Source organism: Pseudonocardia phyllosphaerae (assembly GCF_046546475.1).
Classification (GTDB): Bacteria; Actinomycetota; Actinomycetes; order Mycobacteriales; family Pseudonocardiaceae; genus Pseudonocardia; species Pseudonocardia phyllosphaerae.
This window is the reverse complement of sequence record NZ_JBKGXS010000009.1, coordinates 1-23,092: the sequence shown is the minus strand read 5'-3', so window position 1 is coordinate 23,092 and position 23,092 is coordinate 1. Positions and strand designations below refer to the sequence as shown.

Sequence of the window (23,092 nt, the reverse complement as noted above, 5' to 3'; positions counted from 1 at the left end):
CGGAGACGGCCCCGACTGGCGAGCCGCGGTTGCGGTCCCTAACGTCGACCCAATGACCGAATCCGGACGCCCCGCCGGCCCACCGGACGGGCAGCGCGTCGCAGCACTGCGCACCGACTCGCTGCTCCCCGACCCGGACTCGGACCCGGAGGCCGCCTTCGCCGACGGCCGCGAATCCGGCGACAGCCTCACCCTGGAGACGACCGAGCCCGCCGAGGGCGTCGTGGTGGTCGCCGTGGCCGGCGAGCTGGACATGCTCACCGCTCCCGAGCTGCGCCACGAGCTCGCCGACCGGATCCCGCGGTCGTCGCTGGTCGTGCTGGACCTCGACGGCATCCGCTTCCTCGGCACCAGCGGGCTCGCCGCGCTGATCGAGCTGCGCGAGCTGGCGCACCGCAACGGCGTCGAGCTGCGGCTGGCCTGCACCGAGCGACGGGTGCTGCGCCCGTTGAGCATCGCGGGCCTGCACCACCTCTTCGACATCCACGACGACGTCCCGGCCGCCCTCGACTCCTGATGTGACCCGGATCACATGACGTGGAGGCAACCTCGGCCCCGGTGACCGCACCCACGCCGACAGCACCTCCGACCAGGGCCGATGGTCCCGGTACGGACGTACGGCCGGGCCCTCCCCCTGCCCCGACACCGCCCCCTAACACCTCGCCACGCCGCGCGCACGTTTGGCCGGAACCCCGCTCGGGAATCGCCAGCCGACGCGAGAACCCGGAATCGCCGGGGCCCCGATCGACGAGGTGAGCACGTGAGCGACGTTTCCCGGCTTCCCGGTCCGATGGACGACGTGTGGGAGTGGCAGCGGCTCGGCAGCTGCCGCGGCATGGACAGCGCGGTGTTCTTCCACCCGGACGGCGAGCGCAACCCGTCCCGGTCCCGTCGTACCGAGGCCGCCAAGCAGGTGTGCCGGGGCTGCCCGGTGCTCCAGCAGTGCCGCCGCTTCGCCCTCGCCAGCCGCGAGCCGTTCGGCGTCTGGGGCGGCCTGGGCGAGTCCGAGCGCCGCGCGATCCTGGAGCGCCGCGACAGCGAGCACACCGGTCTCGTCGCCGCCGTCTGACCCACGCCGACGTCCGACCCACCAGGCGCTCTCCCACACGGCCCGTCCCGCCCCGGGGCGGGCCGTTCGTGCGTCCGGGGTCAGCTGCGGCAGTGCTGCATGCCGGTGTGCTCCCGGTCCAGCCCGTCGCGGCCGGGGCCGGAGGTGTACGGGGCGGACGTGCCGAAGCCGCCGCCGTCGCTGCCCAGCGGACGGTAGGGCAGCACGGGCAGGCCGTAGATCCGGGCCACCCGGCGCACCGCGCGGCGCACGACCGCGATCTCCGGGTCGGCCACCGGGCCGGCCGCCTCGGGGGCGACGCAGAACGTGTCGTCGTCGGGGTCGAAGCCGACCAGCTCGGACAGCGCCGCGACCAGATCCGGCTCGTCGCCGTCCTGCACGGCCCAGCGCAGGCCGAGGCGGTGCAGCCGGACCCGCTCGGGCGCGAGCGCGGCGCCGGCGGGGCCGGGCCCGTCGACCGGGATCGCGGGGGCATCGCCGCGGTCACCGGCGCCGTCGGCCGTGTCGCCGGTGTCGTCGGTGTCGCCGGTGTCGTCGGTGTCGTCGGCTGTCTCGTCGTAGTCGTAGTCGTCGTCGGCGTAGTCCTCGGCATCCACCGGGGTCACGAGCCGCCGGTCACCCGCCGGGTCCCGGCGGACGACGAGCACGTCGGTCTCGCCGGCGCTGCCCGACAGCGCGGCCAGCGTCGTGCCGGTCCGGGCCACCTCGGCCTCGGTGAGTGCGACGGCGACCAGCCGGCGCGACCGGTCATCCCGCTGCCCCACGCCCATCACGCGCCTCCCCCACCTGCTCCTGCGACGTTCCTGCCGTCGGAGGAAGTACACCTGCTCCGGGGGCCGGAGCGCGCCCTGGATCGACCCCCGTTCGGACGAGTGGGGTCTTGCGCTCCGTGAGCGGGGCCGCTGCCGCGACCGCCACCCGGACGAACATCGGGCACCCCGCCCGGCGCGATCATGCCGCGTCGGGTGGTCGCCGCGCGGGGTCCGGCGGTCGGACGGGCCCGGTCAGCCCCGGTGCCGACCGCCCGCCGTGCCCGGGCCGCCCCGTTCGCCGACGTCCTGCTCGTCGACCCGTACCGCGAGCAGGGCGACGTCGTCGTCGAGCCGTTCCGGGAGGCAGACCTCCAGCAGCCGCTCCACCACCGTCTCCGGGTCGGCACCGACCGGGAGCCCGGCGAGGGTCTCCTCCAGCAGCGTCGTGCGGGCGTCGGCGTCCTCACCGACGATGTCGGTGAGCCCGTCGGTGTAGAACACCACCAGCGTCCCGGGGGCGACGGTCATCGACGCGTCGTCGCGGTGCGCGCCGGCGGCGTGGCCGAACTCGGGCACCGCGCCGAGCATCGGCGAGCGGTGTTCCTCGAGCCGGACCAGGGAGCCGTCCGGGCAGCGCAGCAGCGGCGGCGGGTGCCCGGCGTTGGCGTAGGTCAGGGTCCGCGAGCCGTCGGCCTGTGGGGGTTCGAGGCGCACGTAGACCGCGGTCGCCATGGCCGCGATGTCGAGCCCCTGGACGAGCTGGTCGCAGCGGTCGAGCACCGGGCCAGGGCCGTCGCCGCCCCAGGCGTAGGACCGCAGGACACCGCGCAGCTGGCCCATCGCCGCCGCCGCGGACAGGTCATGCCCGACGACGTCGCCCACCGCCGCGCCGACGGCACCGTTCGGCATCGGGAGCACGTCGTACCAGTCCCCGCCGACCTGGTTGCCGTCCGCGCCGACCAGGTAGCGGGCCGCCACCGACAGCCCGGGTACATCCGGCAGCGCCGGGAGCAGGCTGTGCTGCAGCGTCGCCGCGGCCTCGCGCTCCACCTCGTAGAGCCGGGCGTTGTCCACGGCCAGCCCGGCCCGGCCGGCCAGGTCGGCAACCAGGTGCAGGTCACGCTGGGTGTAGCGGCGGCCGTAGGGGTACTGGGTGTAGAGCGTGATCAGCCCGAGCGCGCGGCCGCGACCGCGCAGCGGGACCACCATCGCCGAGCGCAGCCGCAGCGAGTCGTAGTCGCCCGCGGTGTCCGGGTCGCCCGGATGCGCGTCCGCGCCGTCCTCGGGCAGGCCCCCGACCAGGTAGGGGCGGCCGTTGCGGATCGCGGCGACGGCCTGCTCCTCGACCTGCGCCAGCCGCAACGGGCCGGTGCGGCCCAGCAGCTTCTCGTCGTCGGCGGCGCGGGCAGCGGCCGCCATCCGTTCCCGGTTCCGCCCGTCCGGGACGTCGAGCAGGTCGACCGTGCACAGGTCCGCAAGCTCCGGCACGACGATCGACGCGAACCGGGTGCAGGCGTCGGCGACGTCGAGCGCCGCGGTCATCTGGGTGGTCGCCTCGGCCAGCAGCTGCAGCTGCGCCCGGGCCTCCTCGGCGTCGGCCAGCGCCGCCCGCCGCTCCTGCTCGACCACGACCCGCTCGGTCACGTCGTTCTGCACGCCGACGAAGTTGACCAGCGCGCCGTCCCCGTCGTGCACCGGGGAGATCGTGATCTGGTTCCAGAAGGCGGTGCCGTCGCGCCGGTAGTTCAGCAGCACCTCGGTGATCGGCTCCTGCGCGCGCAGCGCCTCCCGCATCCGGCGGACGCTGCCGCGGTCGGTGTTCGGGCCCTGCAGGAACCGGCAGTTCCGGCCGACGACCTCGTCGAGCGGGTAGCCGGTCAGCCGGGTGAAAGACGGGTTCACCCAGGCCAGCGGGTCGTCCTCGCGCAGCGGGTCGGAGATCGTGAACGACATCTCGGTCGCCAGCACCGCCCGGTCGCGCAGGAACTCGATGCTGCTGCGCCCCTGCGGGCCGTCGGGGTGGGAGTCGGCCAGCGGCAGCAGCACCGCCAGCGCCCGGGCGGCCGGGCGCGCCCCCTCGGGGTCCAGCGCGTCCTCCAGCGGGAAGCCGGTGACCCACACCAGCGTCGTGCTCGCCGTCGAGCCCGCGGCCCCCGAGTCCGCGGCCGCGCCGGTCGCGTCCGGCAGCAGGCCCGGGCCGTGAACGGCCACCGGCACCCCGGAGACGGTCTCCCCCGCCGCCACCTGCGCCAGCGGCGACTCCTCGCCGGTCCAGGCGGTGCCGTCCAGGTCGGTCAGCCGGACCGCCTCGGTCCATTCCGCGACGCCGATCGGCAGGCGGATCGGGTCCCGGGACAGCTCGATGGCGGTGGCGTTGGCGTAGACGATCCGGCGCTCGGCCACGTCGATCATCAGGACGGCGACCTGCGAGCCCGCGCGCACGTGCGGCATCGCGGGCGTGCTCGGCTGCTCACCGAGGGACTCGGTGGAGGTCGCGACGGCCTGGTCGACCGCACGGTCCACCGCGTCGCCGGGTGGCCCGGCCGCGCCGGCTGTTCCGAGGTCGTGGTCCCAGGTCACGCCGCGAGCGTAGGGGCTGGTGCCGCGAGACGCTCCCGCACCGGCCGGTATCGTCTCGGCCGAGATCCCGCCGAGCCCGGCACCCGAGTGCCGGTTCGCCCGGGCCCACCATCCGTCAAGCAGCGGCGGATCCGTGCCCGCGCCCCCTGCCAGGAGGTGACACCGTGCCCGGACCCGTCCCGGCCCCACCGTCGGGTGACGACGGTGAGACCAGCGACCTCGGCGTCGCGCTGACCACCCCCCGTCCGGGGATCACCGTGCTCGCCGTCAGCGGCGAGGTCGACACGCTCACCGCGCCCCAGCTGTCCGCAGGCCTCGACGAGCTCTTCCGGGCCGGCGGGGACGACGCGCTCGTCGTCGACCTCGGGGGGGTCACGTTCCTCGCCTCCAGCGGCCTGGGCGCGCTGATCCACGCCGCCCGGCGGGCCGGACGCGACGACCGCAGGCTCCACGTCGTCGCCACCGCGCGCGCCGTGCTCCGTCCGCTCGAGGTCACCGGCTCCGACCAGCTGTTCACCGTGCTGCCCCGGCTCGACGACGTCCCCGCCGCCGGCGTACCGGCCGCGGACCGATAGGCCCCCGGTACTGCGACGACGGCCGCGGCGCGCCATGATCCCCCGGTGACCGGCGCCCCCACGCCGTGACACCACCGACCCCCCGGACGAGAAAGGACAGCGCGTGGCCCAGGAGAGCTTCCCGAGCGATTCCAAGGAGGGCGGCGCACCCGGGTCCGCCGCCGTCGAGATCCGCACCGCGGCCCGCGCGGCGCTGATCCCGACCGTGCGTGCGGTCGCCTCCGACCTCGCCGCCCGCGCGGACTTCGACCTGGACGCGATCTCGGACCTGCGGATGGCCGTCGACGAGGCGTGCGCGACGCTGGTCGGGCTCGCCACGAAGGACTCCCGGCTGAGCTGCACCTTCGACCTGCACGGGGACCGCATCGACGTCGTCGCCGAGGTGCAGACGGGCCCCGAGGCCGAGCTGCCGACCGACAGCTTCGGCTGGCGGGTGCTGCAGACCCTCGCCGACCAGGTGTCGGTCGAGTCCGGCGAGGAGGACACGGGCGGATCCACCCTCACCATCCGGCTGCACAAGCTCGCCGGGCCGGGCCTGTGACGGCAGACCCCGAGTACGGCCACCTCACCCCGGTACTCGCCGAGTACGCGGGCCTCGCCGAGGACGATCCCCGGCGCGAGGAGCTGCGCGGCAGGCTGGTCACCGGCTACCTGCCCGTCGCCCAGCACATCGCCCGCCGCTTCGCGCACCGCGGTGAGCCGCTCGACGACCTCACCCAGGTCGCCACGGTCGGGCTGATCAACGCGATCGACCGGTTCGACCCGGACAAGGGCGGCGAGTTCTTCTCCTTCGCCGTGCCCACGATCTCCGGCGAGGTGCGCAGGCACTTCCGGGACCAGAGCTGGTCGATGCGCGTGCCGCGGCGGCTCAAGGACATGCACGTGTCGATCAACGGCGCGGTGTCCGAGCTGTCCCAGACCCTGGGCCGCGCGCCGAAGCCGTCGGAGATCGCCGAGCGGCTGGACCTGCCGGTGGCCGAGGTGCTCGAGGGCCTGGAGGCCGCGGAGGCCTACCGCAGCTCGTCGCTGGACGAGATGCTGTCCTCCGAGGAGGGCGGCGCGACCGTCGGCGAGCTGGTCGGGGACGCCGACGCCGAGCTCGACCGCGTCGACTACCGCGAGTCGCTGCGCCCGCTGCTGTCGGAGCTGGCGCCCCGCGAGCGCACCATCGTGATGCTGCGCTTCTTCGGCAACCAGACCCAGACCCAGATCGCGAACGAGGTCGGCATCTCCCAGATGCACGTCTCCCGGCTGCTCGCCCAGACCCTCGACCGGCTGCGCGACCGGCTCGACGGCGACGACCGGGCCCTGTAGCGGTGGGCGCCGCGGACGTGGGTGTTCCCGAGCACGTCCTGGTCGTCGGTGCCGGGCTCGGCGGCCTGCGCACCGTCGAGGACCTGCGCCGCGCCGGCTACGAGGGCCGGATCGGTCTGGTCGGCGCCGAGGACGCGCTCCCCTACGACCGGCCGCCGCTGTCCAAGCAGTACCTGGCCGGTGAGCGGGACCGCGCGGCGATCGACCTGACGACCGCCGACGACCTCGACGAGCTGGGTGTCCGCCTCCACCTCGGCCGCGCCGCGGTCGCGCTGCGGCCCGGAGCGGACGGCCACGAGGTCGAGCTCGACGACGGCAGCGCCCTGCACGCCGACGCCGTCGTCCTGGCCGTCGGTGCGGCCGCCCGGGCACCCGACGGCGGGGCGGGGGTGCACGTGCTGCGCACCGCGGACGACGCCGGGACGCTGCGCGCGGCGCTGGCCACGGCGTCGTCGCTGCTGGTCGTCGGTGCGGGGTTCGTCGGCGCCGAGGTCGCGAGCACCGCGACGGCGGCCGGGATCCCGGTGACCGTGCTCGAGGCCGCGCCGGTGCCGCTGGCCCGGGCGCTGGGCGCGCAGGTCGGGGCCCTCGCCGCACGGCTGATGACCGAGGGTGGGGTGGACCTGCGCTGCAACGCCCGGATCACGGCGCTGTCCGGGACAGGGGCGGAGTCGGCCGACGGCAGCACCGTGACCGCCGACGTGGTCGTCGCCGGGATCGGCACCCGGCTCGACCTGGGCTGGCTCGACGGGACCGGTGTGGATCTCTCCGGGGGCATCCCGTGTGACACGCGCGGCCGCGTCGAGGGACTGGACGGGGTGTGGGCCGTCGGCGACGCCGCCGCCTGGACCGACCCGGTGCACGGCGACCGGCCGCGTCACGAGCACTGGACGTCGGCCACCGACCAGGCCGCCGCCGTCGCCCGGGACATCGCCGGGGACGTCGCCGGCGCGGGGCTCCCGCCGCAGGCCGTGCCCTACGTCTGGTCCGACCAGTTCGGGCTCAAGATCCAGCTGATCGGGCGACCCGAGCTCGCCGACGCGGTGCTGCCGCTGCACGGCGAGGCGTTCGGCGACGACGGCGACACCGGCGGCCCGATCCGGGGCACCGTGGTCGGTTACCTCTCCGGCGGCGAGCTGGTCGCCGTCGCCGGGTTCGGAGCGGCGCGGCGGATCGCGCGCTACCGCAGACCGCTGGCCGAGCGGGCGTCGCGGGACGCGGTGCTCGCGTTCCGCGACGCGCTGGGCTGAGCACGGCGCCACCGCGTCCCCCGGCACGGCACCCCGCAACAGCACGACGGCCCGGCCGGTGCACGGTGCACCGGCCGGGCCGTGGTCGTTCGCGGGGAGTGGCCCCGCAGGTCAGCGCAGGATGGAGCGGACCAGCGCCAGGCCGACGAGCGCACCCACCGCGATCAGCGCGTACTTCACCTTCGGGTCGGCCAGCTTCTCGGAGACCTGCTCCTTGCCGCTCTCGATGAAGTTCTTCGGGTTGGCCCGGTCGGCGAGCGCGTCGAGGCTCTCCGCCAGCGCGTCCCGGGTCTTCTCGATCTCGTGCTGGATGTTCTCGGGGTCGCGGGCCACCGTGTCTCCTCGCCTCGGCCGGTACGCGCGGCTGCGCCCGGATGTTCTGTCGCTGGTGCTGGTGGCACACACCGTAGCCACCCGCGGCACCGTACGCCCGCGCCGGGCACGGCGCGTTGCGTGGCGGAGCGCCGGCTGTCCACACCCGCCCGTTCCGTCCACAGCCTGCCGTCTCGCCGTCGCGCGGCCGGACGGGGGTGAGAGGCTCGACGCCATGAGCATCCGGCTGCAGGCGGGCGACACCGCCCCCGACTTCACCCTCGACGACGCCGACGGCAAGCCCGTCTCGCTGGCCGACCACCGCGGCCGCAAGGTGATCGTCTACTTCTACCCCGCGGCGGGCACTCCCGGCTGCACGAAGGAGGCCTGCGACTTCCGGGACAACCTCACCGACCTCGACGGCGCGGGCATCGACGTCCTCGGGATCTCCCCGGACTCCCCGGAGAAGCTGGCGAAGTTCCGTGACGCCGAGGGCCTGACGTTCCCGCTGCTCGCGGACCCGGACAAGGCCGTGCTGGAGGCGTGGGGCGCCTACGGAGAGAAGAAGCTCTACGGCAAGACCGTCACCGGCGTGATCCGCTCGACGTTCCTGGTCGGCGAGGACGGCACGATCGAGGACGCGAAGTACAACGTGAAGGCGACCGGGCACGTCGACAAGCTGCGCCGGGATTGGAAGATCTGATGCCCGCGGTCCGCCCGGCGGGTGCGTGATGCCACGCGCCCGCCGGTGGACCGACGCGCAGCTGGCCGCGGCGGTGGCCGCGTCGAGCCGGCTGAGCGAGGTGTGCCGGCGGCTGGGGATCCAGCCGGGGCGCTACGACGTCCTGCGGGCGCACATCGAGCGGATCGGGGTGGACGCGAGCCACCTGCCCGGGGTGCGCGAGGGCCGTCGCCGCCGGTACTGGACCGACGCCGACCTGGCGGCTGCGGTACGGGACTCCGAGTCGGTCGCCGCGGTGCTGCGCCGGCTGGGCTATGCGCCCAGCGGTGGGATGCACCGGCTGATCACCGGCCACATCCGGCGGCTCGGCCTGGACACCGGCCATTTCACGGGGCAGGGCTGGTCGCGGGGCCGCTCGGTGCGGACCCGCAGACTGCGGCCGCTCTCCGCGATCCTGGTACGCGACTCGGACTTCACCAACACCGGCCACCTGCGACGGCGCCTGGTCGCCGAGGGGCTCAAGGAACCACGCTGCGAGGAGTGCGGCATCGACACCTGGCAGGACCGCCCGCTGCCGCTGGCACTCGACCACGTCAACGGCGACCACACCGACAACCGGCTGGCGAATCTCCGTATCCTGTGTCCGAACTGTCACGCACTCACCGAAACGTGGTGCCGACGGAGCAAGCCGGTGTAGCCCAACGGCAGAGGCGCGGTCTTTAGATGGCCGTCAGTGCGGGTTCGAGTCCCGCCACCGGCACCCGGCCACAGTGCGACCGATCAGGCCGCGGGCTCCTCCGCGCGCACCGGCTCCTCGTCCGGCACCGGACGCCGGGCCGCGACGACGACGCCCACCAGCCCGACGGCCGCGCACGTCGCGGACACCGCGAGCAGCGCAGGCGGGACGTGCCCGGTGACGGCGTCGCCGAGGGCCACGATCGCGATCGTGCTGGGCGCGGAGCCGAGCAGCGTCCCGATCAGGTACGGCCAGAACCGGACCGCGGACAGCCCGGACAGGTAGTTCATCGCCGCGAACGGGACCATCGGGATCAGCCTCAGCGAGGTCACGGCGAGTATCCCGTGGTGGTCGAGGCGGCGCCGGACCCAGACCGCGCGCGGGTGCCGGGCGTAGCGGGCGACGAGCTTGCCGCCGGTCAGCCGGACGATCCAGAACGCGATCACCGCGGCCAGCCCGGTGGCGGCCAGGGTCAGCAGCGTCCCGGGGATCGACCCGAACAGCAGCCCCGCGCTGACGGTGAACACGGTGCGCGGGAACGGCGGGATGTTCAGCAGGACCTGTAGCGCCACGAACACCACGGGCCCCCAGATCCCGGCCCCGGTGACGATCCGGCGCAGGTCCTGTACGTGCGGCATCGACGTGAGCCCGTGCGCGCGGGCCAGCAGGTAGACCAGCGCGACGAGCAGCACGAGACCGAGAGCACCCAGGATCTGTCGCCACCACCGCACGGGGCCCCACCGTACTCACGTGCCGGCGGTCACCGCCGACCCGTCCGCCCTGTTCACGGACGGTCGAGCGGGCGTCGACGAGCGCGCCGCGGCCCGGTCACCGCGGCGCAGCCCGCCGTTCACCCGAGCCCGGGCCGGACCCGGGGTCAGGCGCCGGCGAGCGCCTGCAGGTGCGGCACCAGCGCCCGCAGCGCCCGTCCGCGGTGCGACGCCGCGTCCTTCTCCTCCGACGACAGCTCGGCCGAGGAGCGGGTCTCCCCCTCCGGCTCGAAGATCGGGTCGTAGCCGAAGCCGTTGGTCCCGGCCGGCGCCCGCAGGAGCGTGCCGCGCCAGGTCCCGTGGACGACGGTGCGCCCCGGTCCGGTGCCCTCGGCGGCTGCCTCGGCCGGGGAGACACCGTCGGCGCCCTCGGGCGTCACGAGTGCGGCGGCGCACACGAACGCGGCACCGCGACGGTCGTCGGGGACGTCGGAGGTCTGGGCCAGCAGCAGCCGAAGGTTGGCCTCGTCGTCACCGTGCGTGCCCGACCAGCGGGCCGAGAAGATCCCCGGCATGCCGTTGAGCGCGTCGACGGTGATGCCGGAGTCGTCGGCGATCGCGGGCAGCCCGGTGGCGACGGCGGCGTCGCGGGCCTTGGCGAGCGCGTTCTCGGCGAACGTCGCGCCGGTCTCGGGCGCCTCCGGGAAGTCCGGGACGTCGGCGAGCCCGACGATCTCGACCCCGGCCAGCCCGGCCGCCTCGGTGATCCGCCGCAGCTCGACGAGCTTGCCGGGGTTTCGGGTGGCGAGCAGGATCCTCATGCGCCCTGCTCCGCGCCGGCCTCGGCGTCGCCCTCGGCCGCGGTCGCCTCGGCCTGCTCGGCGGCCAGCTTCGGGTGCGGCGCGGCGAGGACCTCGACCTGCAGCCGGGCCAGCTCGGTGATCCCGGCGAGCGCGGAGTCGAGCATCGCGTCGAGGGTGGCCCGGGAGAACGTGGCGCCCTCGCCGGTGCCCTGGACCTCGATCAGCGTGCCGGTCTCGGTGGCGACGACGTTGGTGTCGACCTCGGCGCGCGAGTCCTCCTCGTAGGGCAGGTCCAGCCGGACCCGGCCCTCGACGACGCCGACCGACACCGCAGCGACCTGGCAGGAGATCGGCTTCGGGTCCGAGAGCTTGCCGTGCTCGCCGAGCCAGGTCACGGCGTCGCACAGCGCCACGTAGGCGCCGGTGATCGCCGCGGTGCGGGTACCACCGTCGGCCTGGAGCACGTCGCAGTCGATGGCGATCGTGTTCTCGCCCAGCGCCTTGAGGTCGATGCAGGCGCGCAGCGAGCGCCCGATCAGCCGGGAGATCTCCTGGGTGCGTCCGCCGACCTTGCCCTTCACCGACTCCCGCGCCGAGCGGGTGTCGGTGGAGCTGGGCAGCATCGCGTACTCCGCGGTGACCCAGCCGAGCCCGGAGCCCTTGCGCCACCGCGGCACGCCCTCGGTCACGCTGGCCGCGCACAGCACCTTGGTGTCGCCGAACTCGACGAGCACCGAGCCCGCCGGGTGCTTCTGCCAGCCGCGGGTGATCGTCACCGGCCGCAGTTCGTCGTCGGCCCTGCCGTCCGCCCTGCTCTCTGCTCGTGTCACCGCGACATCGTAGGAACCGCGCTCACCTGCCGCGCGGGCGCCCGGTGGCGGCGCTGCGGCTGACCGCCTCCGCGATCGGCGTCAGGTCCACGTGATCGACGCCGTCGACGCGGCCCAGCGGGAGCAGCACGTCGTCGTACAACGCCTCGTCGCCGGAGCAGACGACGAACGCGACCAGGTTGGTCGATCCGGTCGTCACCGCGGCGAAGGCGATGTCGGGGTGCGCAGCCAGCGCGCGGCCCGCGTCGGCCAGCGCCGACGGGCGGACGGTCAGCCAGAGCATCGCGCCGAGCGGCGCGCCGAACAGGGCGGGCTCGACGTCCACCTCCAGCACGAGGGCGCCGCTGCGGCGCAGCTGCTCCACGCGGCGGGCGACGGCCGCGGGTGACCAGCCGGTGGCCCTGGCCAGCGCCGACCAGCTCGCCCGCCCGTCCATGGCGAGGATCGGCAGCAGCCTGCGGTCCTCGTCTCCGAACATCGGCCGGTCCTCGGGGCCGGGCTCGCCGGGGCCGGTCTCACGCAGCGCACGCACCTGGTCCGCGGACAGCGCCCGGAGCCTGCCGGGCCAGCCGTCGGCACCGGCGACGGGACGCAGCAGGCGCTGCGCGCTCACCGGCCCGATCCGCGACGAGCGCGGCAGCGACCGCAGCACCAGCGCGTCCGCCGGGGCACGCACCATGCAGGCGATCTCGGCGCCCCCGGAGAGCAGGGTGACCCACGACATGTCCGGTTCTGCGGCGAGCGCCGCCCCGATCTCCTGGGCCGCATGCGGCAGGCACCGCATCCGCACCAGCCAGTCCGCCCTGCCCAGCGCGCGGGCGACCGGCACACCGACCACGCGCAGGACTCCGGCCGCGACCAACCGCCGGTAGCGGCGGTTCAGGGTCCGGTCGGACGCGCCGAGCACTTCGGCCAGCCGTCCGAACCCGACGCGCCCGTCGACCTGCAACGCGTGCACGAGCTGGCGGTCGAGCGCGTCGAGGGTGAGTGGATCCACGTGGAAAGGCTAGTCGGGTGTCGGATTCCGCCGTTATGGACACGCATGATGGCGGTGGTGTGCCGCGCGGGCCGACCGTCGTCCCATGCCCGAGGACCTGGACCCCGTCGCGACGACGTCCCGCATCACCGCCGCGATCCGCGCCGCCGAGTCGGCCCGCCCGGACCGCCTGTTCGACGATCCGCTGGCGGACACGCTGGCCGGCGACGTGGGCCGGGCGATCGCCGCGCGGATCGACTCCGGCGACGTCATCCCGGTGCGCACCCGCTTCGACGACGACGGCCTGCGCGCCGCCCTCGACGACGGCGTCCGTCAGGTGGTGCTCGTCGCGGCCGGGATGGACACCCGCGCCTGGCGCCTGCCGCTCCCGGACGGCTGCACCGTGTTCGAGGTGGACCGGCCCTCCCTGCTGGACCTCAAGGCCGAGCTGCTGGCCGGCGCGTCACCGGCCCCGCGCCGGGTCCCGGTCCGCGCCGACCTGACGGCGGACTGGACGAGCGCGCTCACCGCCGCCGGTCACGACCCGTCGCGGCCGACGTGCTGGATCGTCGAGGGTCTGCTGCAGTACCTGCCGGAACAGGCCGTGCTGACACTGCTGGACACCGTCACCGAGCGGTCCGGCGCGGGCAGCCACCTGCTGACCGACCTGGTCAGTGCCCGCCTGCTGGCCTCGGAACAGGCGCGCCCGGTACTGGACGCGATGGCCGCCGCCGGCAGCCCGTGGATCTTCGGCACCGACGACCCGGACGCCCTTCTCGCCCCGCGCGGGTGGCACGGCGGCGCGCGCCTGCTCGACGACGTCGCGGCCGAGCTCGGCCGGGGGCCGACGTCGGCGGACCCGGCGGACGCGCCGGGCTATCTCGTGCACGCCACCCGGTGACAGCGGCCCGTCACACGTCGTAGACGCCGCCGTCGTGCACGACGTCCACCGGACCGTCGAACGCGGCCTTGGCCTCGACGGCCAGTTCGGCCGCGTCGTACCAGGCCGGGACGTGCGTGAGCAGCAGCTTCCCGACGCCCGCCGCGGCCGCGTGCTCGCCCGCCTGGCGCCCGGACAGGTGGACGCCGCCGGGCATGTCGTCGGTGTGCGGCCAGCTGGCCTCGCAGAGGAACAGGTCGGTGCCACGGGCGGCGGTGACCAGGTTCGGGGTGGGGCCGGTGTCGCCGGAGTAGACCAGCGAGCGGCCGCCGTGCTCGACGCGCAGCGCGTAGGTCTCGCACGGGTGGTCGACCCCGAACGCGGTGACGACGACCGGGTCGTCGTCGCGGCCGAGCCGGACCACGGTGTCCTCGGTGAGGTCGTGGAAGTCGAACACGTCGGTCAGGTCGGTGGTGGCCAGCTCGGCGGCCGACGGTGCGTAGGCGGCGGCGAACCGTTGCGCGGCACCGGCGGGGGCATGCACCGGGAGCTTCGACAGCGTGGGGTCGTACGGCGGGCGCGGGTGGTAGCGGCGGTGCACGACCAGCGACGCGAAGTCCGAGCAGTGATCGGGGTGCAGGTGGCTGAACACCACGGCGTCGAGCGCCCACGGGTCGGCGTGGCGTTGCAGCGCGCCGAGGGTGCCGTTACCGAGGTCGAGCGTGAGCCGGACCGTGCCCGCCTCCACCAGGTAGCCGGACGCCGGGGAGCCCGGGCCGGGACCGCTGCCGGAGCACCCGAGCACGATCAGCCGCATGCGCGACACTAACCCGCGCGACCGGTCCGACGCAGCCACCAGATCCCGACGAACGGCAGGATCAGCGGCACCAGGCCGTAGCCGATGCCGTAGTCGGTCCAGACGGTGTCGTCGGGGAAGTCCGAGGGCACCAGCAGGGTGAACGTGCCGACCGTCAGGACCCCGGCGAGCTCGAACGCGACCGCCCCCCAGGCCAGTCTGCGGTAGCCGGGGCCGGTGCCGGCGAGGCCGACCGTCGCCAGGACGTAGACGATCCCGGCGAGCGCGGACAGCGTGTAGGCCAGGGGCGCCTCGGCGAAGCGCTGTGCGATCTGGACGCCGGCCCGTGCGGTCGCGGCGAGGGCGAAGATCCCGTAGACGGCGACGAGCACCCGGCCGGGCCCGGTGGACGTCGCGCGCGGGCGGTTCTCAGCCACCGGCCGGCACCCACAGCCCGAGCAGCCGCAGCACCGCGACGCCGGTGGCGACCGCACCGACGGCGATCACGGTGCCGCCCCAGCGGGTCGGCTCGGCGGTCGCGAACTGGTAGGACACGGGTACCACGCAGACCGAGACCACGAGATAGATCAGGAAGGTGCTCTGCTCGGGCAGGTCCACCCCGCCGGCGAGCACCTGGTACGCCGCGATCAGCGCCTGCAGCACGAGCAGCGCCTCGGCGACGCCGACGCCGATCCGGTGCGGCGGGCCGGGGTTGCGGTTCAGGCCCGTGGTGACCAGCCCGAACACGGCGAGAACCGCGAGGGCCGCCACGGTGGCCCAGGCCAGCGCGTCGATCACGGCACGGAACCTACCCCGGCCTCGACGACGGTCCCGGCACCGGCCCGGCCGACGACGGTGCCGATCTCCGGGCCGAGGAAGCGGCGCCCGAGACGGGCGAACGGCTCGGGATCGCCGGTGGCCAGGAAGCGGTGCGGGCCGGGCGGTGCGGTGTCGTCGCGCAGCAGGTCCGCGGCGTGCAGCGTGCGGACCAGGGTGCGGGCGGTCTCGTCGGCCGAGGACACCAGCGTGACGTCCGGGCCGAGCACGATCTCCAGCACGCCGGAGAGCAGCGGGTAGTGCGTGCAGCCCAGGACGACGGTGTCGACCCCGGCCCGTTGCAGCGGCTCCAGGTAGCTCTCGGCGACGCCGAGCACCTGCCGCCCGCTGGTCGTCCCGTGCTCGACGAAGTCGACGAACCGCGGGCAGGCGACGGAGGTGACCTCGATGTCGGGGTTGGCGGCGAACGCGTCGGCGTAGGCCCCGGACGCGACGGTGGCCGCGGTGCCGATGACGCCGATCCGGCCGTTGCGGGTGGCGGCCACGGCGCGGCGCACGGCGGGCCGCACGACCTCGACGACCGGTACCGGGTAGCGCTCGCGGAAGTCGGCCAGGCACGCCGCGGACGCCGTGTTGCACGCGATGACCAGAGCCTTCACCCCGGACCCGACGAGCTCGTCGCCGATCGCGAGGGCGAGCCTGCGGACGTCGGCGATCTTCTTCGGCCCGTACGGGCTGTTCGCGGTGTCGCCGACGTAGACGAGCTGCTCGGCCGGGAGCAGGTCGATGATGGAGCGGGCCACGGTGAGCCCGCCGACGCCGGAGTCGAAGATCCCGATGGGCGCGTCGATCGAAGCCTCGGTCACGACCCCAGGGTAGGGGTGCGCCGGCCCCGGTCGGCCCGCGCCGTCCAGGACGCGGCGAGGACCCCGCCGATCGCTCCGAACAGGTGCGCCTGCCAGGACACCCGGGGGTCGAGGGGCAGCACGCCCCACAGCAGCGAGCCCCAGAACACGAACAGCACGAGCGCCAGCACGATCTGCGCGCCGCTGCGGGTGTGGAAGCCGCGGACCAGCAGGAACAGGAACCAGCCGAAGATGATCCCGGACGCTCCGATCACCGGTGCCGGCGAGAGCAGCCAGGTCCCGATCCCGCTGACCAGCCAGATCACGGCGGTGACGAACACCCAGCGCAGGAACCCCGCGGACAGGGCGAGGAACCCGAACACCAGCAGCGGCAGCGTGTTGGCGGCCAGGTGTCCCCAGCCGGCGTGCAGCAGCGGGTAGGTGAGGATGCCGGTGAGGTCGTCGGCGTCGCGCGGGCGGAGCTCGGCGATGGTGTCGAGCCGGCCCATGGAGAGCTGGTCGAGCCACTCCAGGACGTAGAGCAGTGCGGTGAACAGCAGGATCACCGCGGCCGCCCGGCCCGGCGCGGACGGAACGATGCGGGTCCCGGACCGGCCGGACTCGGGCTTCGTCATACGACGAGGTTACCGGGACCTCAGGCCCAGAGGTGCCCGTCGATGTTCTGCGCGGCGGTCCCGAGGTCCCCCGAGTACGCGCCGGTCGACAGGTACTTCCAGCCGCCGTCGCAGACGACGAAGGCGATGTCCGCCCGCTCCCCCGCGTCCGCGGCCTTCTGCGCGGCGCCGAGCGCCGCGTGCAGGATCGCGCCGGTCGAGATGCCGGCGAAGATCCCCTCCTGCTCGACGAGCTGGCGGGTGCGGCGCAGCGCGTCGTAGGAGCCGACGGAGAACCGCCCGGTCAGCACGGACGCGTCGTAGAGCTCCGGGACGAAGCCCTCGGAGAGGTTGCGCAGGCCGTAGACCAGCTCGCCGTAGCGGGGTTCCGCCGCGATGACCTGCACGTCCGGCTTGTGCTCGCGCAGGTACCGGCCGGCGCCGACCAGGGTGCCGGTGGTGCCGAGCCCGGCCACGAAGTGGGTGACCGACGGCAGGTCGCGCAGGATCTCCGGGCCGGTGCCGCGGTAGTGCGCGTCGGTGTTGGCCGGGTTGCCGTACTGGTAGAGCATGACCCAGTCGGTGTGCTCGGCGGCGAGCTGCTTGGCGACGGCGACGGCCTGGTTGGAGCCGCCTGCCGCGGGCGAGGAGATGATCTGCGCGCCGTACATGGCGAGCAGCTGGCGGCGCTCCTCGGAGGTGTTCTCCGGCATCACGCAGATCAGCTCGTAGCCCTTGAGCCGGGCCGCCATGGCCAGCGAGATCCCGGTGTTGCCCGAGGTGGGTTCCAGGATGGTGCAGCCGGGCGTGAGCAGGCCCTGCTTCTCCGCGTCCTCGATCATGGCCAGCGCGGGCCGGTCCTTGATCGAGCCGGTGGGGTTGCGGTCCTCCAGCTTCGCCCACAGCCGCACGTCCTCCGACGGCGACAGCGACGGCAGCCCGACCAGCGGGGTGTCGCCGACGGCGTGGAGCAGCGAGTCGTAACGCACGGGTCTCCTCACGGGACGGTACCGGACGGTTCCCCGCCCGGCACCGGGAGTGGTGAAGCTCAGCGACCGCCGGCGACGGCCGGGAGGATCGTCAGCGTGGAGGTCTCCTTGACCGGGGCCTCGAGGCCACCGGCGAAGCGGACGTCCTCGTCGTCGACGTAGATGTTGACGAAGCGGTGCAGCTTGCCGTCGGTGATCAGACGCTCCTTGATGCCGCTGTGACGCGACTCCAGGTCGTCGATGACCGCGGACACGGTGTCGCCCTTCGCCTCGACGGTCTTCTCACCGCCGGTGTGGGTGCGAAGGATGGTGGGCACGGACACGGAGACGGCCATCTGAACTGTCACTCCTGCTGGTTCGGTTCGGGTGTTGCTTCGCGGTACTACAGCGCGGGCAACGCGACCGGTGGAGGTGACATTCCCGCGCGACCTCACGCGCGCGGGTGCGCGGGAGGAGGAATCAGTCCCGGTCGGGGACGTCGTCGGACCCGGTGTGGGCGAACATGTACGACTCGACGACGGCGAGCTCGTCCTCGACGACCTCACCGCCCGCCAGGTGGTACGAGCGCACCTCGGGCTCGGCGTCGGCGGTGGGCAGCCCCACGATCAGCCAGTGCTGGTCGGGCGTCCACTCCATCTGCGCGATGTCCTTCACCGACGGGTAGGCCTCGGGCAGGCCGGTGTCGGTCAGCGGGCGCCGCGGCGCCCGGGTGTGGGAGTGGACGACGAGCATGCGGCGCTCGCCGTTCGCGTCCAGCTCGCGCTCGAGCCGGATGTCCTCGATCGGGGAGAACGCGAAGTCGCTCTCGACCGCGTCGGTGTTGGTCATCGGGACGTAGCGCTCCGGCACGGAGCCGGCCTCGGGACCGACGAGCTGGCCACACGACTCCTGCGGGAAGTCACGTCGCGCATGCGCGACGATCGCGTCCACGAGGTCGCTCCGGATGGCCAGCACGGTGGTGAGGATACGGGCAGGCCCGCGGCCGACGCATCCGTCCCCGGCAGGGGTCACAGGGACCGGACGCGGACCCGCACCAGCGAATCCTGCACGTAGGTCAGCCAGTGGTAGACGCCGAGGTGCTGGGAGCGGGGGTCGTCCTCGGGCAGCTGCTCGGGCATGTCCTCGCTCACGTCGAGCGCGGTGCCGAGCGCGAGCCGGGCGTCGTTGAGGGCGTTGAGCCAGGCGTCGGCCTGCTCGGTGGTGAGCTCGATCCGGCCGCCGGACTCGGGCAGCGTGTCGAGCACCGTCTCCGCGGCGGCGTCCTTGGCCTCGATCAGCTCCGGCTCGTGCAGCGACCGCAGCCCGCCGGCGAGGTCGTTGTCCTCGGAGGTGAAGTCGGGCAGCAGCCGGGCGAGCACCCGGTCGGTGGGCCGCGACGTCGGGCCGGTCCGGATCCCGGTCAGCGCGCTGAGCTCGTCGGTCGGGGCGACGGCGGCGCGCCCGGCCAGCATCTGCCGGACCTCGGTGAACAGGCCCCGCAGCACGGTGGCCTCCTCACCGGAGAACCCGGAGGTGTACCGGACCCGGTCGCCGCGACCGCTGCGCTTCCAGCCGTTCATGCCCTGATCCTCGCCCACGCCGTCAGGAACGCTGCATGGTGGCCCAGAGGCCGGCGGCGTGCAGCTTCGCGACGTGGCCCTCGACGGTGTCCTTGTCCCCGGACGACACGGCGGCCTTGCCCTTGTGGTGCACGTCGAGCATCAGGGCGGTGGCCTTCGACTCGGGGTAGTTGAAGATCTTCTGCAGCACGAAGGTCACGTAGGACATGAGGTTGACCGGGTCGTTCCAGACGATCGCCTGCCACGGGGTGTCACCGGCGGTGGCCTCGTCGAGTTCCGGCGAGACCTGCTCGGTGGGCGACGGGGACGACGCGGTCATGCGCCCCATGGTGACACAGGCCCCGAACCGGACGAGACCCCACGACGGGTGCACACCGGCCCGCATAGGCTCCGCCCATGACCACCGCTGCGGGTGGCGGCACCGCGCTGCTCACCGACCGCTATGAGCTGACCATGGTCGCCGCCGCGCTCGCCGACGGCACCGCCGCACGCCGCTGCGTGTTCGAGCTGTTCGCGCGCCGGCTGCCCGACGGCCGTCGCTACGGCGTCGTCGCCGGCACGGGGCGGCTGCTGGAGGCCCTGGAGCGGTTCCGGTTCGACGACGCCGACCTCGAGGTGCTGGCGCAGGTCGTCGACGCCGAGACCCTCGAGTGGCTGCGCGACTACCGCTTCACCGGCGACGTCGACGGCTACCCGGAGGGCGAGCTGTACTTCCCCGGCTCCCCCGTGCTGACCGTGACCGGCACGTTCGCCGACGTCGTCATCCTCGAGACGCTGGCGCTGTCGATCTTCAACCACGACTCGGCGGTCGCCTCGGCCGCCGCCCGGATGGTGACCGCCGCGGCGGGCCGCCCGATGATCGAGATGGGGTCGCGGCGCACACACGAGGAGGCCGCCGTGGCCGCCGCCCGCGCCGCCTACCTGGCCGGGTTCGCGACGACGTCCAACCTCGCGGCCGGGCAGCGCTACGGCATCCCGACCGCGGGCACCGCCGCGCACGCCTGGATCCTGTTGCACGACGACGAGCTCACCGCGTTCCGCGCACAGATCGCGGCCCTGGGCACCGGTACCACGCTGCTGGTCGACACCTACGACATCCGGACCGGCATCGAGCAGGCCGTGAAGGCCGCGGGCACCGGTCTGGGCGCGGTCCGGATCGACTCCGGCGACCTCGGCGAGCTGGCCCGCCAGGCCCGCGACCAGCTCGACGCGCTCGGCGCGACCGGCACGAAGATCGTGCTCTCCGGCGACCTCGACGAGTACGCGCTCGCCTCGCTGCGCGCCGAGCCGGTCGACTCCTACGGGGTCGGGACCTCGGTGGTCACCGGCTCCGGGGCGCCGACCGCGGGCATGGTCTACAAGCTCGTCGAGGTCGACGGGCGGCCGGTGAGCAAGCGCTCCAGTGCCAAGGAGTCGCGCGGTGGGCGGAAGTCGGCGCTGCGCCGGTTCAAGCCGACCGGCACCGCCGTGGAGGAGGTCGTGTTCGGCCAGGGCGCGGGGGTGCCCGACCCGGCGGTCGGCCCGCACGACCGGGTCCTGCCGGTGCCGCTGGTGCGCGACGGCAAGGTCGTCGCCGACCCGGCGCACGTCGAGCTGGAGGCCGCCCGGGAGCGGCTGCGGGCTGCCCTGGTCGCCGTACCGTGGGAGGGGCTGAAGCTGTCCCGCGGGGAGCCCGCGATCCCGACCGTCTTCGGACCGGAGGCCTGACATGGCACGCGCGCTGATCGTCGTCGACGTCCAGAACGACTTCTGCGAGGGCGGCGCGCTCGGCGTGGCCGGCGGTGCGGCGGTGGCGGCCGGGATCGGGCCGCTGGCCCGCGACGGCGGATACGACCATGTCGTCGCCACCCGGGACGTGCACGTCGACCCCGGCCCGCACTTCTCCGAGACCCCGGACTTCGTCGACTCGTGGCCGCCGCACTGCAAGGCGCAGACGCCCGGGGCGTCGTTCCACCCGGCGCTGGACGTGGCGCCGATCGAGTGCGTCTTCGACAAGGGCGCGTACACGAGCGCGTACTCGGGCTTCGAAGGTGCCAGCAGGAACGAGTCCGGCGTGCCACTGGGTGACTGGCTCGACGAGCGCGGGGTGACCGTCGTCGACGTCGTCGGGCTGGCGACCGACCACTGTGTCCGCGCCACCGCACTCGACGCCGCCCGGCTCGGCCTGGAGACGCGAGTGCTGCTCGCGCACTGCGCCGGGGTCGCCCCGGAGACCGTGCAGCGGGCTCTCGGAGAGCTCCGCGAAGCGGGCGTGACGGTCGTCGACGACTGATCCGGACGGTCCGCGACACCGCCGCTCAGCACGGACGCAACAGTATGGAAACGCAGGTCAGACGGGTCACACTCGTGATCGTCGCTTGATATATCTATAGCCGCTACGCTGGGTTCCAGTTACCTCCGGTTCACCGCTCCACTCTTGACACCACCCCCTCGCACGCGCTCCCATGACGGTGCGCAGAGCGCAGCAAGTTGCCAGATACGCAACAACGTCGTTGCCCCTTCTCTCTCGTCCTTCCTCCTGGTCCCGCACGCGCCACCGGCGTCGTGCGTCGTTCGCAATCCCTGAGAGCGCCCCACCCCTGCACGAGGAGCACTGCCATGACGACCGGTGAGCTGTCCCCCACCACCCAGGACCAGGACCTTCCGGAGAGCCTGCGCGAGACACTCGCCGGCCACTACTACACCGACCCGGACATCTTCCGGGCGGAGCAGGACTCGATCTTCCACGAGCAGTGGTTCTGCGCCGTCCATGCCGCCGACCTGGCGCGCCCGGGGCAGTTCGAGACCGTCCAGATCGGACGCGAGAGCGTGCTCGTCACTCGCGGCCGGGACGGACGGGTCAACGCCTTCCTCAACGTCTGCCGGCACCGTGGCGCGCGGCTGTGCACCGAGGAGCAGGGCGAGGTCCGCCGGTCGTTCCAGTGCCCGTACCACGCCTGGACCTACGGCCTGGACGGCAAGCTGATCGCCGCGCCGAACCTGGGGTCGATGCCCGACGTCGACAAGACCGAGTTCGGTCTGCACAAGGTGCACGTGCGCGAGTGGCTGGGCTACGTCTGGCTGTGCCTGGCCGCCGAGCCGCCGTCGTTCGACGACACGGTGATCGGCGACGTCACCACCCGACTGGGCGCCCCCGAGGCGATCGTCGGCTACGACGTCGAGAACCTGAAGCTCGGCCGGCGCATCTCCTACGACGTCGCGGCGAACTGGAAGCAGATCGTCGAGAACTTCATGGAGTGCTACCACTGCGCGACGATCCACCCGGAGCTCACCGAGGTACTCCCCGAGTTCGCCGACGGCCTGGCCGCGCAGTACTTCGTGGGACACGGCGCCGAGTTCGGCGAGGACGTCCAGGGCTTCACCGTCGACGGCTCCGCGGGTCTCGCGCCGATCCCCGGCGTCACCGCCGACCAGGACCGCCGCTACTACGCGATCACCGTCCGGCCGACGGTGTTCATCAACCTGGTGCCCGACCACGTCGTGTTCCACCGGATGTTCCCACTGGCCGCGGACCGCACGCTGGTGGTGTGCGACTGGCTCTACCTGCCCGAGGTCGTCGACTCCGGCGCGGACATCGACAAGTCCGTGGAGCTGTTCCACCGGGTCAACCAGCAGGACTTCGAGGCCTGCGAGCGGTGCCAGGTAGCGATGGACTCGCGCTCCTACGCCAAGGGCGGGGTGCTCGTGCCGAGCGAACACCACATCGGCGAGTTCCACGACTGGGTACGGGCGAGCATCGGGATCTGAGCGCACGGCAGCTCCGCTCCGTACCGGCGCTCCGGTGCGGAGCGGGCTCATGCCGTCACCGCCGGCTCACCGGAGTCGAGTGGCGCCGGCTCGTCGGCACGTTGTGCGGGCAGGTCGATCCGGCCTGCCCCGGGAATGAGCAGGCTCGGCTGTCGTTTCGGTCGGCGGTCAGGGTCGATCCACGCGGGCGGAATGAACTCGGGCAGCCCGCCGCGTATCCGGACCTCCCATCCTGGTTTGTGGATCAGCCGGTGATGGGATTTGCACAGCATCACCAGATTGTTCAGTTCGGTGGG

Annotated in this window: 29 protein-coding genes, 1 tRNA gene and 1 pseudogene; 13 read left to right on the top strand and 18 right to left on the bottom strand. The window is 73.7% G+C overall.

Going from position 1 to position 23,092, the window contains the following annotated elements; genetic code table 11:
* Positions 1–52: 52 nt before the first annotated feature.
* Positions 53–517, top strand: coding sequence for an STAS domain-containing protein (locus ACLE50_RS18120; protein WP_410944764.1), 465 nt, complete (start codon positions 53–55; stop codon positions 515–517).
* 243 nt (positions 518–760) lie between these two features.
* The gene (locus ACLE50_RS18115; protein WP_410944763.1) at positions 761–1,069 is read left to right on the top strand and encodes a WhiB family transcriptional regulator; all 309 of its coding nucleotides are present in this window, start codon (positions 761–763) and stop codon (positions 1,067–1,069) included.
* A gap of 80 nt (positions 1,070–1,149) precedes the next feature.
* On the opposite strand, the gene ACLE50_RS18110 is transcribed toward ACLE50_RS18115, so the two are convergent.
* Both ACLE50_RS18110 and ACLE50_RS18105 read right to left on the bottom strand, forming a co-directional pair.
* Positions 1,150–1,833 carry a hypothetical protein gene (locus tag ACLE50_RS18110; protein WP_410944762.1) on the bottom strand — a complete coding sequence of 228 codons (684 nt, stop codon included), beginning with the start codon at positions 1,831–1,833 and terminating at the stop codon, positions 1,150–1,152.
* A 240-nt stretch (positions 1,834–2,073) separates the two neighbouring features.
* Entirely contained in the window at positions 2,074–4,401 is a 2,328-nt protein-coding gene (locus ACLE50_RS18105; protein WP_410944761.1) for a SpoIIE family protein phosphatase, read from the bottom strand.
* Positions 4,402–4,565: 164 nt separating this feature from the next.
* On the opposite strand from ACLE50_RS18105, the gene ACLE50_RS18100 reads away from it, so the two are divergent.
* The 4 genes from ACLE50_RS18100 (at position 4,566) to ACLE50_RS18085 (ending at position 7,540) form a co-directional block, all read left to right on the top strand.
* Positions 4,566–4,976: an STAS domain-containing protein gene (locus ACLE50_RS18100; protein ID WP_410944760.1), complete on the top strand. Its 411-nt coding sequence runs from the start codon at positions 4,566–4,568 to the stop codon at positions 4,974–4,976.
* A 103-nt stretch (positions 4,977–5,079) separates the two neighbouring features.
* A complete protein-coding gene (locus ACLE50_RS18095) occupies positions 5,080–5,517 on the top strand; it encodes an ATP-binding protein (RefSeq protein ID WP_410944759.1) in 438 nt (145 codons plus the stop codon).
* Complete coding sequence (locus ACLE50_RS18090) at positions 5,514–6,290, top strand: RNA polymerase sigma factor SigF (protein WP_410944758.1); 777 nt, start codon at positions 5,514–5,516, stop codon at positions 6,288–6,290. Before ACLE50_RS18095 ends, ACLE50_RS18090 begins: the two co-directional genes overlap by 4 nt.
* A gap of 17 nt (positions 6,291–6,307) precedes the next feature.
* Positions 6,308–7,540 carry an NAD(P)/FAD-dependent oxidoreductase gene (locus ACLE50_RS18085; protein WP_410944757.1) on the top strand — a complete coding sequence of 411 codons (1,233 nt, stop codon included), beginning with the start codon at positions 6,308–6,310 and terminating at the stop codon, positions 7,538–7,540.
* Positions 7,541–7,651: 111 nt separating this feature from the next.
* Here the strand turns inward: ACLE50_RS18085 and ACLE50_RS18080 are convergent, their stop codons facing one another.
* On the bottom strand, positions 7,652–7,873 hold the full coding sequence (locus ACLE50_RS18080; protein ID WP_410944756.1) for a DUF3618 domain-containing protein: 222 nt from the start codon (positions 7,871–7,873) through the stop codon (positions 7,652–7,654).
* A 214-nt stretch (positions 7,874–8,087) separates the two neighbouring features.
* On the opposite strand from ACLE50_RS18080, the gene bcp reads away from it, so the two are divergent.
* From bcp to ACLE50_RS18065, 3 genes are all read left to right on the top strand, one after another.
* Positions 8,088–8,555, top strand: coding sequence for a thioredoxin-dependent thiol peroxidase (gene bcp, locus ACLE50_RS18075; protein ID WP_410944755.1), 468 nt, complete (start codon positions 8,088–8,090; stop codon positions 8,553–8,555).
* A gap of 28 nt (positions 8,556–8,583) precedes the next feature.
* Complete coding sequence (locus tag ACLE50_RS18070) at positions 8,584–9,231, top strand: hypothetical protein (protein ID WP_410944754.1); 648 nt, start codon at positions 8,584–8,586, stop codon at positions 9,229–9,231.
* Positions 9,222–9,294: transfer RNA gene (locus ACLE50_RS18065), tRNA-Leu, on the top strand. Before ACLE50_RS18070 ends, ACLE50_RS18065 begins: the two co-directional genes overlap by 10 nt.
* Positions 9,295–9,314: 20 nt before the next feature.
* On the opposite strand, the gene ACLE50_RS18060 is transcribed toward ACLE50_RS18065, so the two are convergent.
* From ACLE50_RS18060 to ACLE50_RS18045, 4 genes are all read right to left on the bottom strand, one after another.
* A complete protein-coding gene (locus ACLE50_RS18060) occupies positions 9,315–10,001 on the bottom strand; it encodes a TVP38/TMEM64 family protein (RefSeq protein WP_410944753.1) in 687 nt (228 codons plus the stop codon).
* A 146-nt stretch (positions 10,002–10,147) separates the two neighbouring features.
* The gene (locus tag ACLE50_RS18055) at positions 10,148–10,801 is read right to left on the bottom strand and encodes a non-canonical purine NTP pyrophosphatase (RefSeq protein ID WP_410944752.1); all 654 of its coding nucleotides are present in this window, start codon (positions 10,799–10,801) and stop codon (positions 10,148–10,150) included.
* Positions 10,798–11,613 (bottom strand): ribonuclease PH, encoded by an 816-nt coding sequence (gene rph, locus ACLE50_RS18050; protein WP_410944751.1) that lies wholly within the window; start codon positions 11,611–11,613, stop codon positions 10,798–10,800. Before rph ends, ACLE50_RS18055 begins: the two co-directional genes overlap by 4 nt.
* Positions 11,614–11,635: 22 nt before the next feature.
* Positions 11,636–12,610, bottom strand: coding sequence for an Lrp/AsnC family transcriptional regulator (locus ACLE50_RS18045; RefSeq protein ID WP_410944750.1), 975 nt, complete (start codon positions 12,608–12,610; stop codon positions 11,636–11,638).
* Positions 12,611–12,695: 85 nt separating this feature from the next.
* Here ACLE50_RS18045 and ACLE50_RS18040 point away from each other — a divergent pair, with 85 nt between their 5' ends.
* Entirely contained in the window at positions 12,696–13,490 is a 795-nt protein-coding gene (locus tag ACLE50_RS18040; RefSeq protein ID WP_410944749.1) for a class I SAM-dependent methyltransferase, read from the top strand.
* Positions 13,491–13,500: 10 nt separating this feature from the next.
* On the opposite strand, the gene ACLE50_RS18035 is transcribed toward ACLE50_RS18040, so the two are convergent.
* The 10 genes from ACLE50_RS18035 to clpS form a co-directional block, all read right to left on the bottom strand.
* The gene (locus ACLE50_RS18035) at positions 13,501–14,286 is read right to left on the bottom strand and encodes an MBL fold metallo-hydrolase (RefSeq protein ID WP_410944748.1); all 786 of its coding nucleotides are present in this window, start codon (positions 14,284–14,286) and stop codon (positions 13,501–13,503) included.
* A gap of 8 nt (positions 14,287–14,294) precedes the next feature.
* Positions 14,295–14,702, bottom strand: coding sequence for a hypothetical protein (locus tag ACLE50_RS18030; protein ID WP_410944747.1), 408 nt, complete (start codon positions 14,700–14,702; stop codon positions 14,295–14,297).
* A complete protein-coding gene (locus ACLE50_RS18025; RefSeq protein ID WP_410944746.1) occupies positions 14,695–15,063 on the bottom strand; it encodes a hypothetical protein in 369 nt (122 codons plus the stop codon). Before ACLE50_RS18025 ends, ACLE50_RS18030 begins: the two co-directional genes overlap by 8 nt.
* The gene (gene murI, locus ACLE50_RS18020; protein ID WP_410944745.1) at positions 15,060–15,908 is read right to left on the bottom strand and encodes a glutamate racemase; all 849 of its coding nucleotides are present in this window, start codon (positions 15,906–15,908) and stop codon (positions 15,060–15,062) included. The genes ACLE50_RS18025 and murI overlap by 4 nt, the downstream gene beginning before the upstream one ends.
* Positions 15,905–16,522 carry a rhomboid family intramembrane serine protease gene (locus ACLE50_RS18015; RefSeq protein ID WP_410944744.1) on the bottom strand — a complete coding sequence of 206 codons (618 nt, stop codon included), beginning with the start codon at positions 16,520–16,522 and terminating at the stop codon, positions 15,905–15,907. The genes murI and ACLE50_RS18015 overlap by 4 nt, the downstream gene beginning before the upstream one ends.
* 20 nt (positions 16,523–16,542) lie before the next feature.
* A complete protein-coding gene (locus tag ACLE50_RS18010; protein WP_410944743.1) occupies positions 16,543–17,490 on the bottom strand; it encodes a PLP-dependent cysteine synthase family protein in 948 nt (315 codons plus the stop codon).
* Between the two features lie 59 nt (positions 17,491–17,549).
* Entirely contained in the window at positions 17,550–17,825 is a 276-nt protein-coding gene (locus ACLE50_RS18005) for a MoaD/ThiS family protein (RefSeq protein WP_410944742.1), read from the bottom strand.
* Between the two features lie 124 nt (positions 17,826–17,949).
* Complete coding sequence (locus ACLE50_RS18000; protein WP_410944741.1) at positions 17,950–18,444, bottom strand: M67 family metallopeptidase; 495 nt, start codon at positions 18,442–18,444, stop codon at positions 17,950–17,952.
* A gap of 53 nt (positions 18,445–18,497) precedes the next feature.
* Positions 18,498–19,049, bottom strand: a complete 552-nt coding sequence (locus ACLE50_RS17995; RefSeq protein ID WP_410944740.1) for a DUF2017 domain-containing protein — start codon at positions 19,047–19,049, stop codon at positions 18,498–18,500.
* Between the two features lie 22 nt (positions 19,050–19,071).
* On the bottom strand, positions 19,072–19,368 hold the full coding sequence (clpS, locus tag ACLE50_RS17990) for an ATP-dependent Clp protease adapter ClpS (protein WP_410944739.1): 297 nt from the start codon (positions 19,366–19,368) through the stop codon (positions 19,072–19,074).
* Positions 19,369–19,445: 77 nt separating this feature from the next.
* Between clpS and ACLE50_RS17985 the strand changes: the two genes are divergently transcribed.
* The 3 genes from ACLE50_RS17985 to ACLE50_RS17975 all read left to right on the top strand — a co-directional run bounded on the left by ACLE50_RS17985 (position 19,446) and on the right by ACLE50_RS17975 (position 22,796).
* The gene (locus ACLE50_RS17985; RefSeq protein ID WP_410944738.1) at positions 19,446–20,756 is read left to right on the top strand and encodes a nicotinate phosphoribosyltransferase; all 1,311 of its coding nucleotides are present in this window, start codon (positions 19,446–19,448) and stop codon (positions 20,754–20,756) included.
* Between the two features lies 1 nt (position 20,757).
* The gene (locus tag ACLE50_RS17980; RefSeq protein ID WP_410944737.1) at positions 20,758–21,321 is read left to right on the top strand and encodes an isochorismatase family protein; all 564 of its coding nucleotides are present in this window, start codon (positions 20,758–20,760) and stop codon (positions 21,319–21,321) included.
* A gap of 326 nt (positions 21,322–21,647) precedes the next feature.
* Positions 21,648–22,796, top strand: a complete 1,149-nt coding sequence (locus ACLE50_RS17975) for an aromatic ring-hydroxylating oxygenase subunit alpha (RefSeq protein ID WP_410944736.1) — start codon at positions 21,648–21,650, stop codon at positions 22,794–22,796.
* A 47-nt stretch (positions 22,797–22,843) separates the two neighbouring features.
* Here ACLE50_RS17975 and ACLE50_RS17970 read toward each other — a convergent pair.
* Positions 22,844–23,092: pseudogene (locus ACLE50_RS17970) on the bottom strand (hypothetical protein); the annotation flags it as partial.

Bases quoted from the DNA above. Each gene is read 5' to 3' on its own strand.
- ACLE50_RS17985 (WP_410944738.1), top strand. From the start codon at position 19,446: ATGACCACCGCTGCGGGTGGCGGCACCGCGCTGCTCACCGACCGCTAT.
- ACLE50_RS18040 (WP_410944749.1), top strand. From the start codon at position 12,696: ATGCCCGAGGACCTGGACCCCGTCGCGACGACGTCCCGCATCACCGCC.
- ACLE50_RS17995 (WP_410944740.1), bottom strand. From the start codon at position 19,049: ATGAACGGCTGGAAGCGCAGCGGTCGCGGCGACCGGGTCCGGTACACC.
- ACLE50_RS18035 (WP_410944748.1), bottom strand. From the start codon at position 14,286: ATGCGGCTGATCGTGCTCGGGTGCTCCGGCAGCGGTCCCGGCCCGGGC.
- ACLE50_RS17980 (WP_410944737.1), top strand. From the start codon at position 20,758: ATGGCACGCGCGCTGATCGTCGTCGACGTCCAGAACGACTTCTGCGAG.
- ACLE50_RS18015 (WP_410944744.1), bottom strand. From the start codon at position 16,522: ATGACGAAGCCCGAGTCCGGCCGGTCCGGGACCCGCATCGTTCCGTCC.
- clpS (WP_410944739.1), bottom strand. From the start codon at position 19,368: ATGACCGCGTCGTCCCCGTCGCCCACCGAGCAGGTCTCGCCGGAACTC.
- ACLE50_RS17975 (WP_410944736.1), top strand. From the start codon at position 21,648: ATGACGACCGGTGAGCTGTCCCCCACCACCCAGGACCAGGACCTTCCG.
- bcp (WP_410944755.1), top strand. From the start codon at position 8,088: ATGAGCATCCGGCTGCAGGCGGGCGACACCGCCCCCGACTTCACCCTC.
- ACLE50_RS18005 (WP_410944742.1), bottom strand. From the start codon at position 17,825: ATGGCCGTCTCCGTGTCCGTGCCCACCATCCTTCGCACCCACACCGGC.
- ACLE50_RS18120 (WP_410944764.1), top strand. From the start codon at position 53: ATGACCGAATCCGGACGCCCCGCCGGCCCACCGGACGGGCAGCGCGTC.
- ACLE50_RS18055 (WP_410944752.1), bottom strand. From the start codon at position 10,801: ATGAGGATCCTGCTCGCCACCCGAAACCCCGGCAAGCTCGTCGAGCTG.
- ACLE50_RS18070 (WP_410944754.1), top strand. From the start codon at position 8,584: ATGCCACGCGCCCGCCGGTGGACCGACGCGCAGCTGGCCGCGGCGGTG.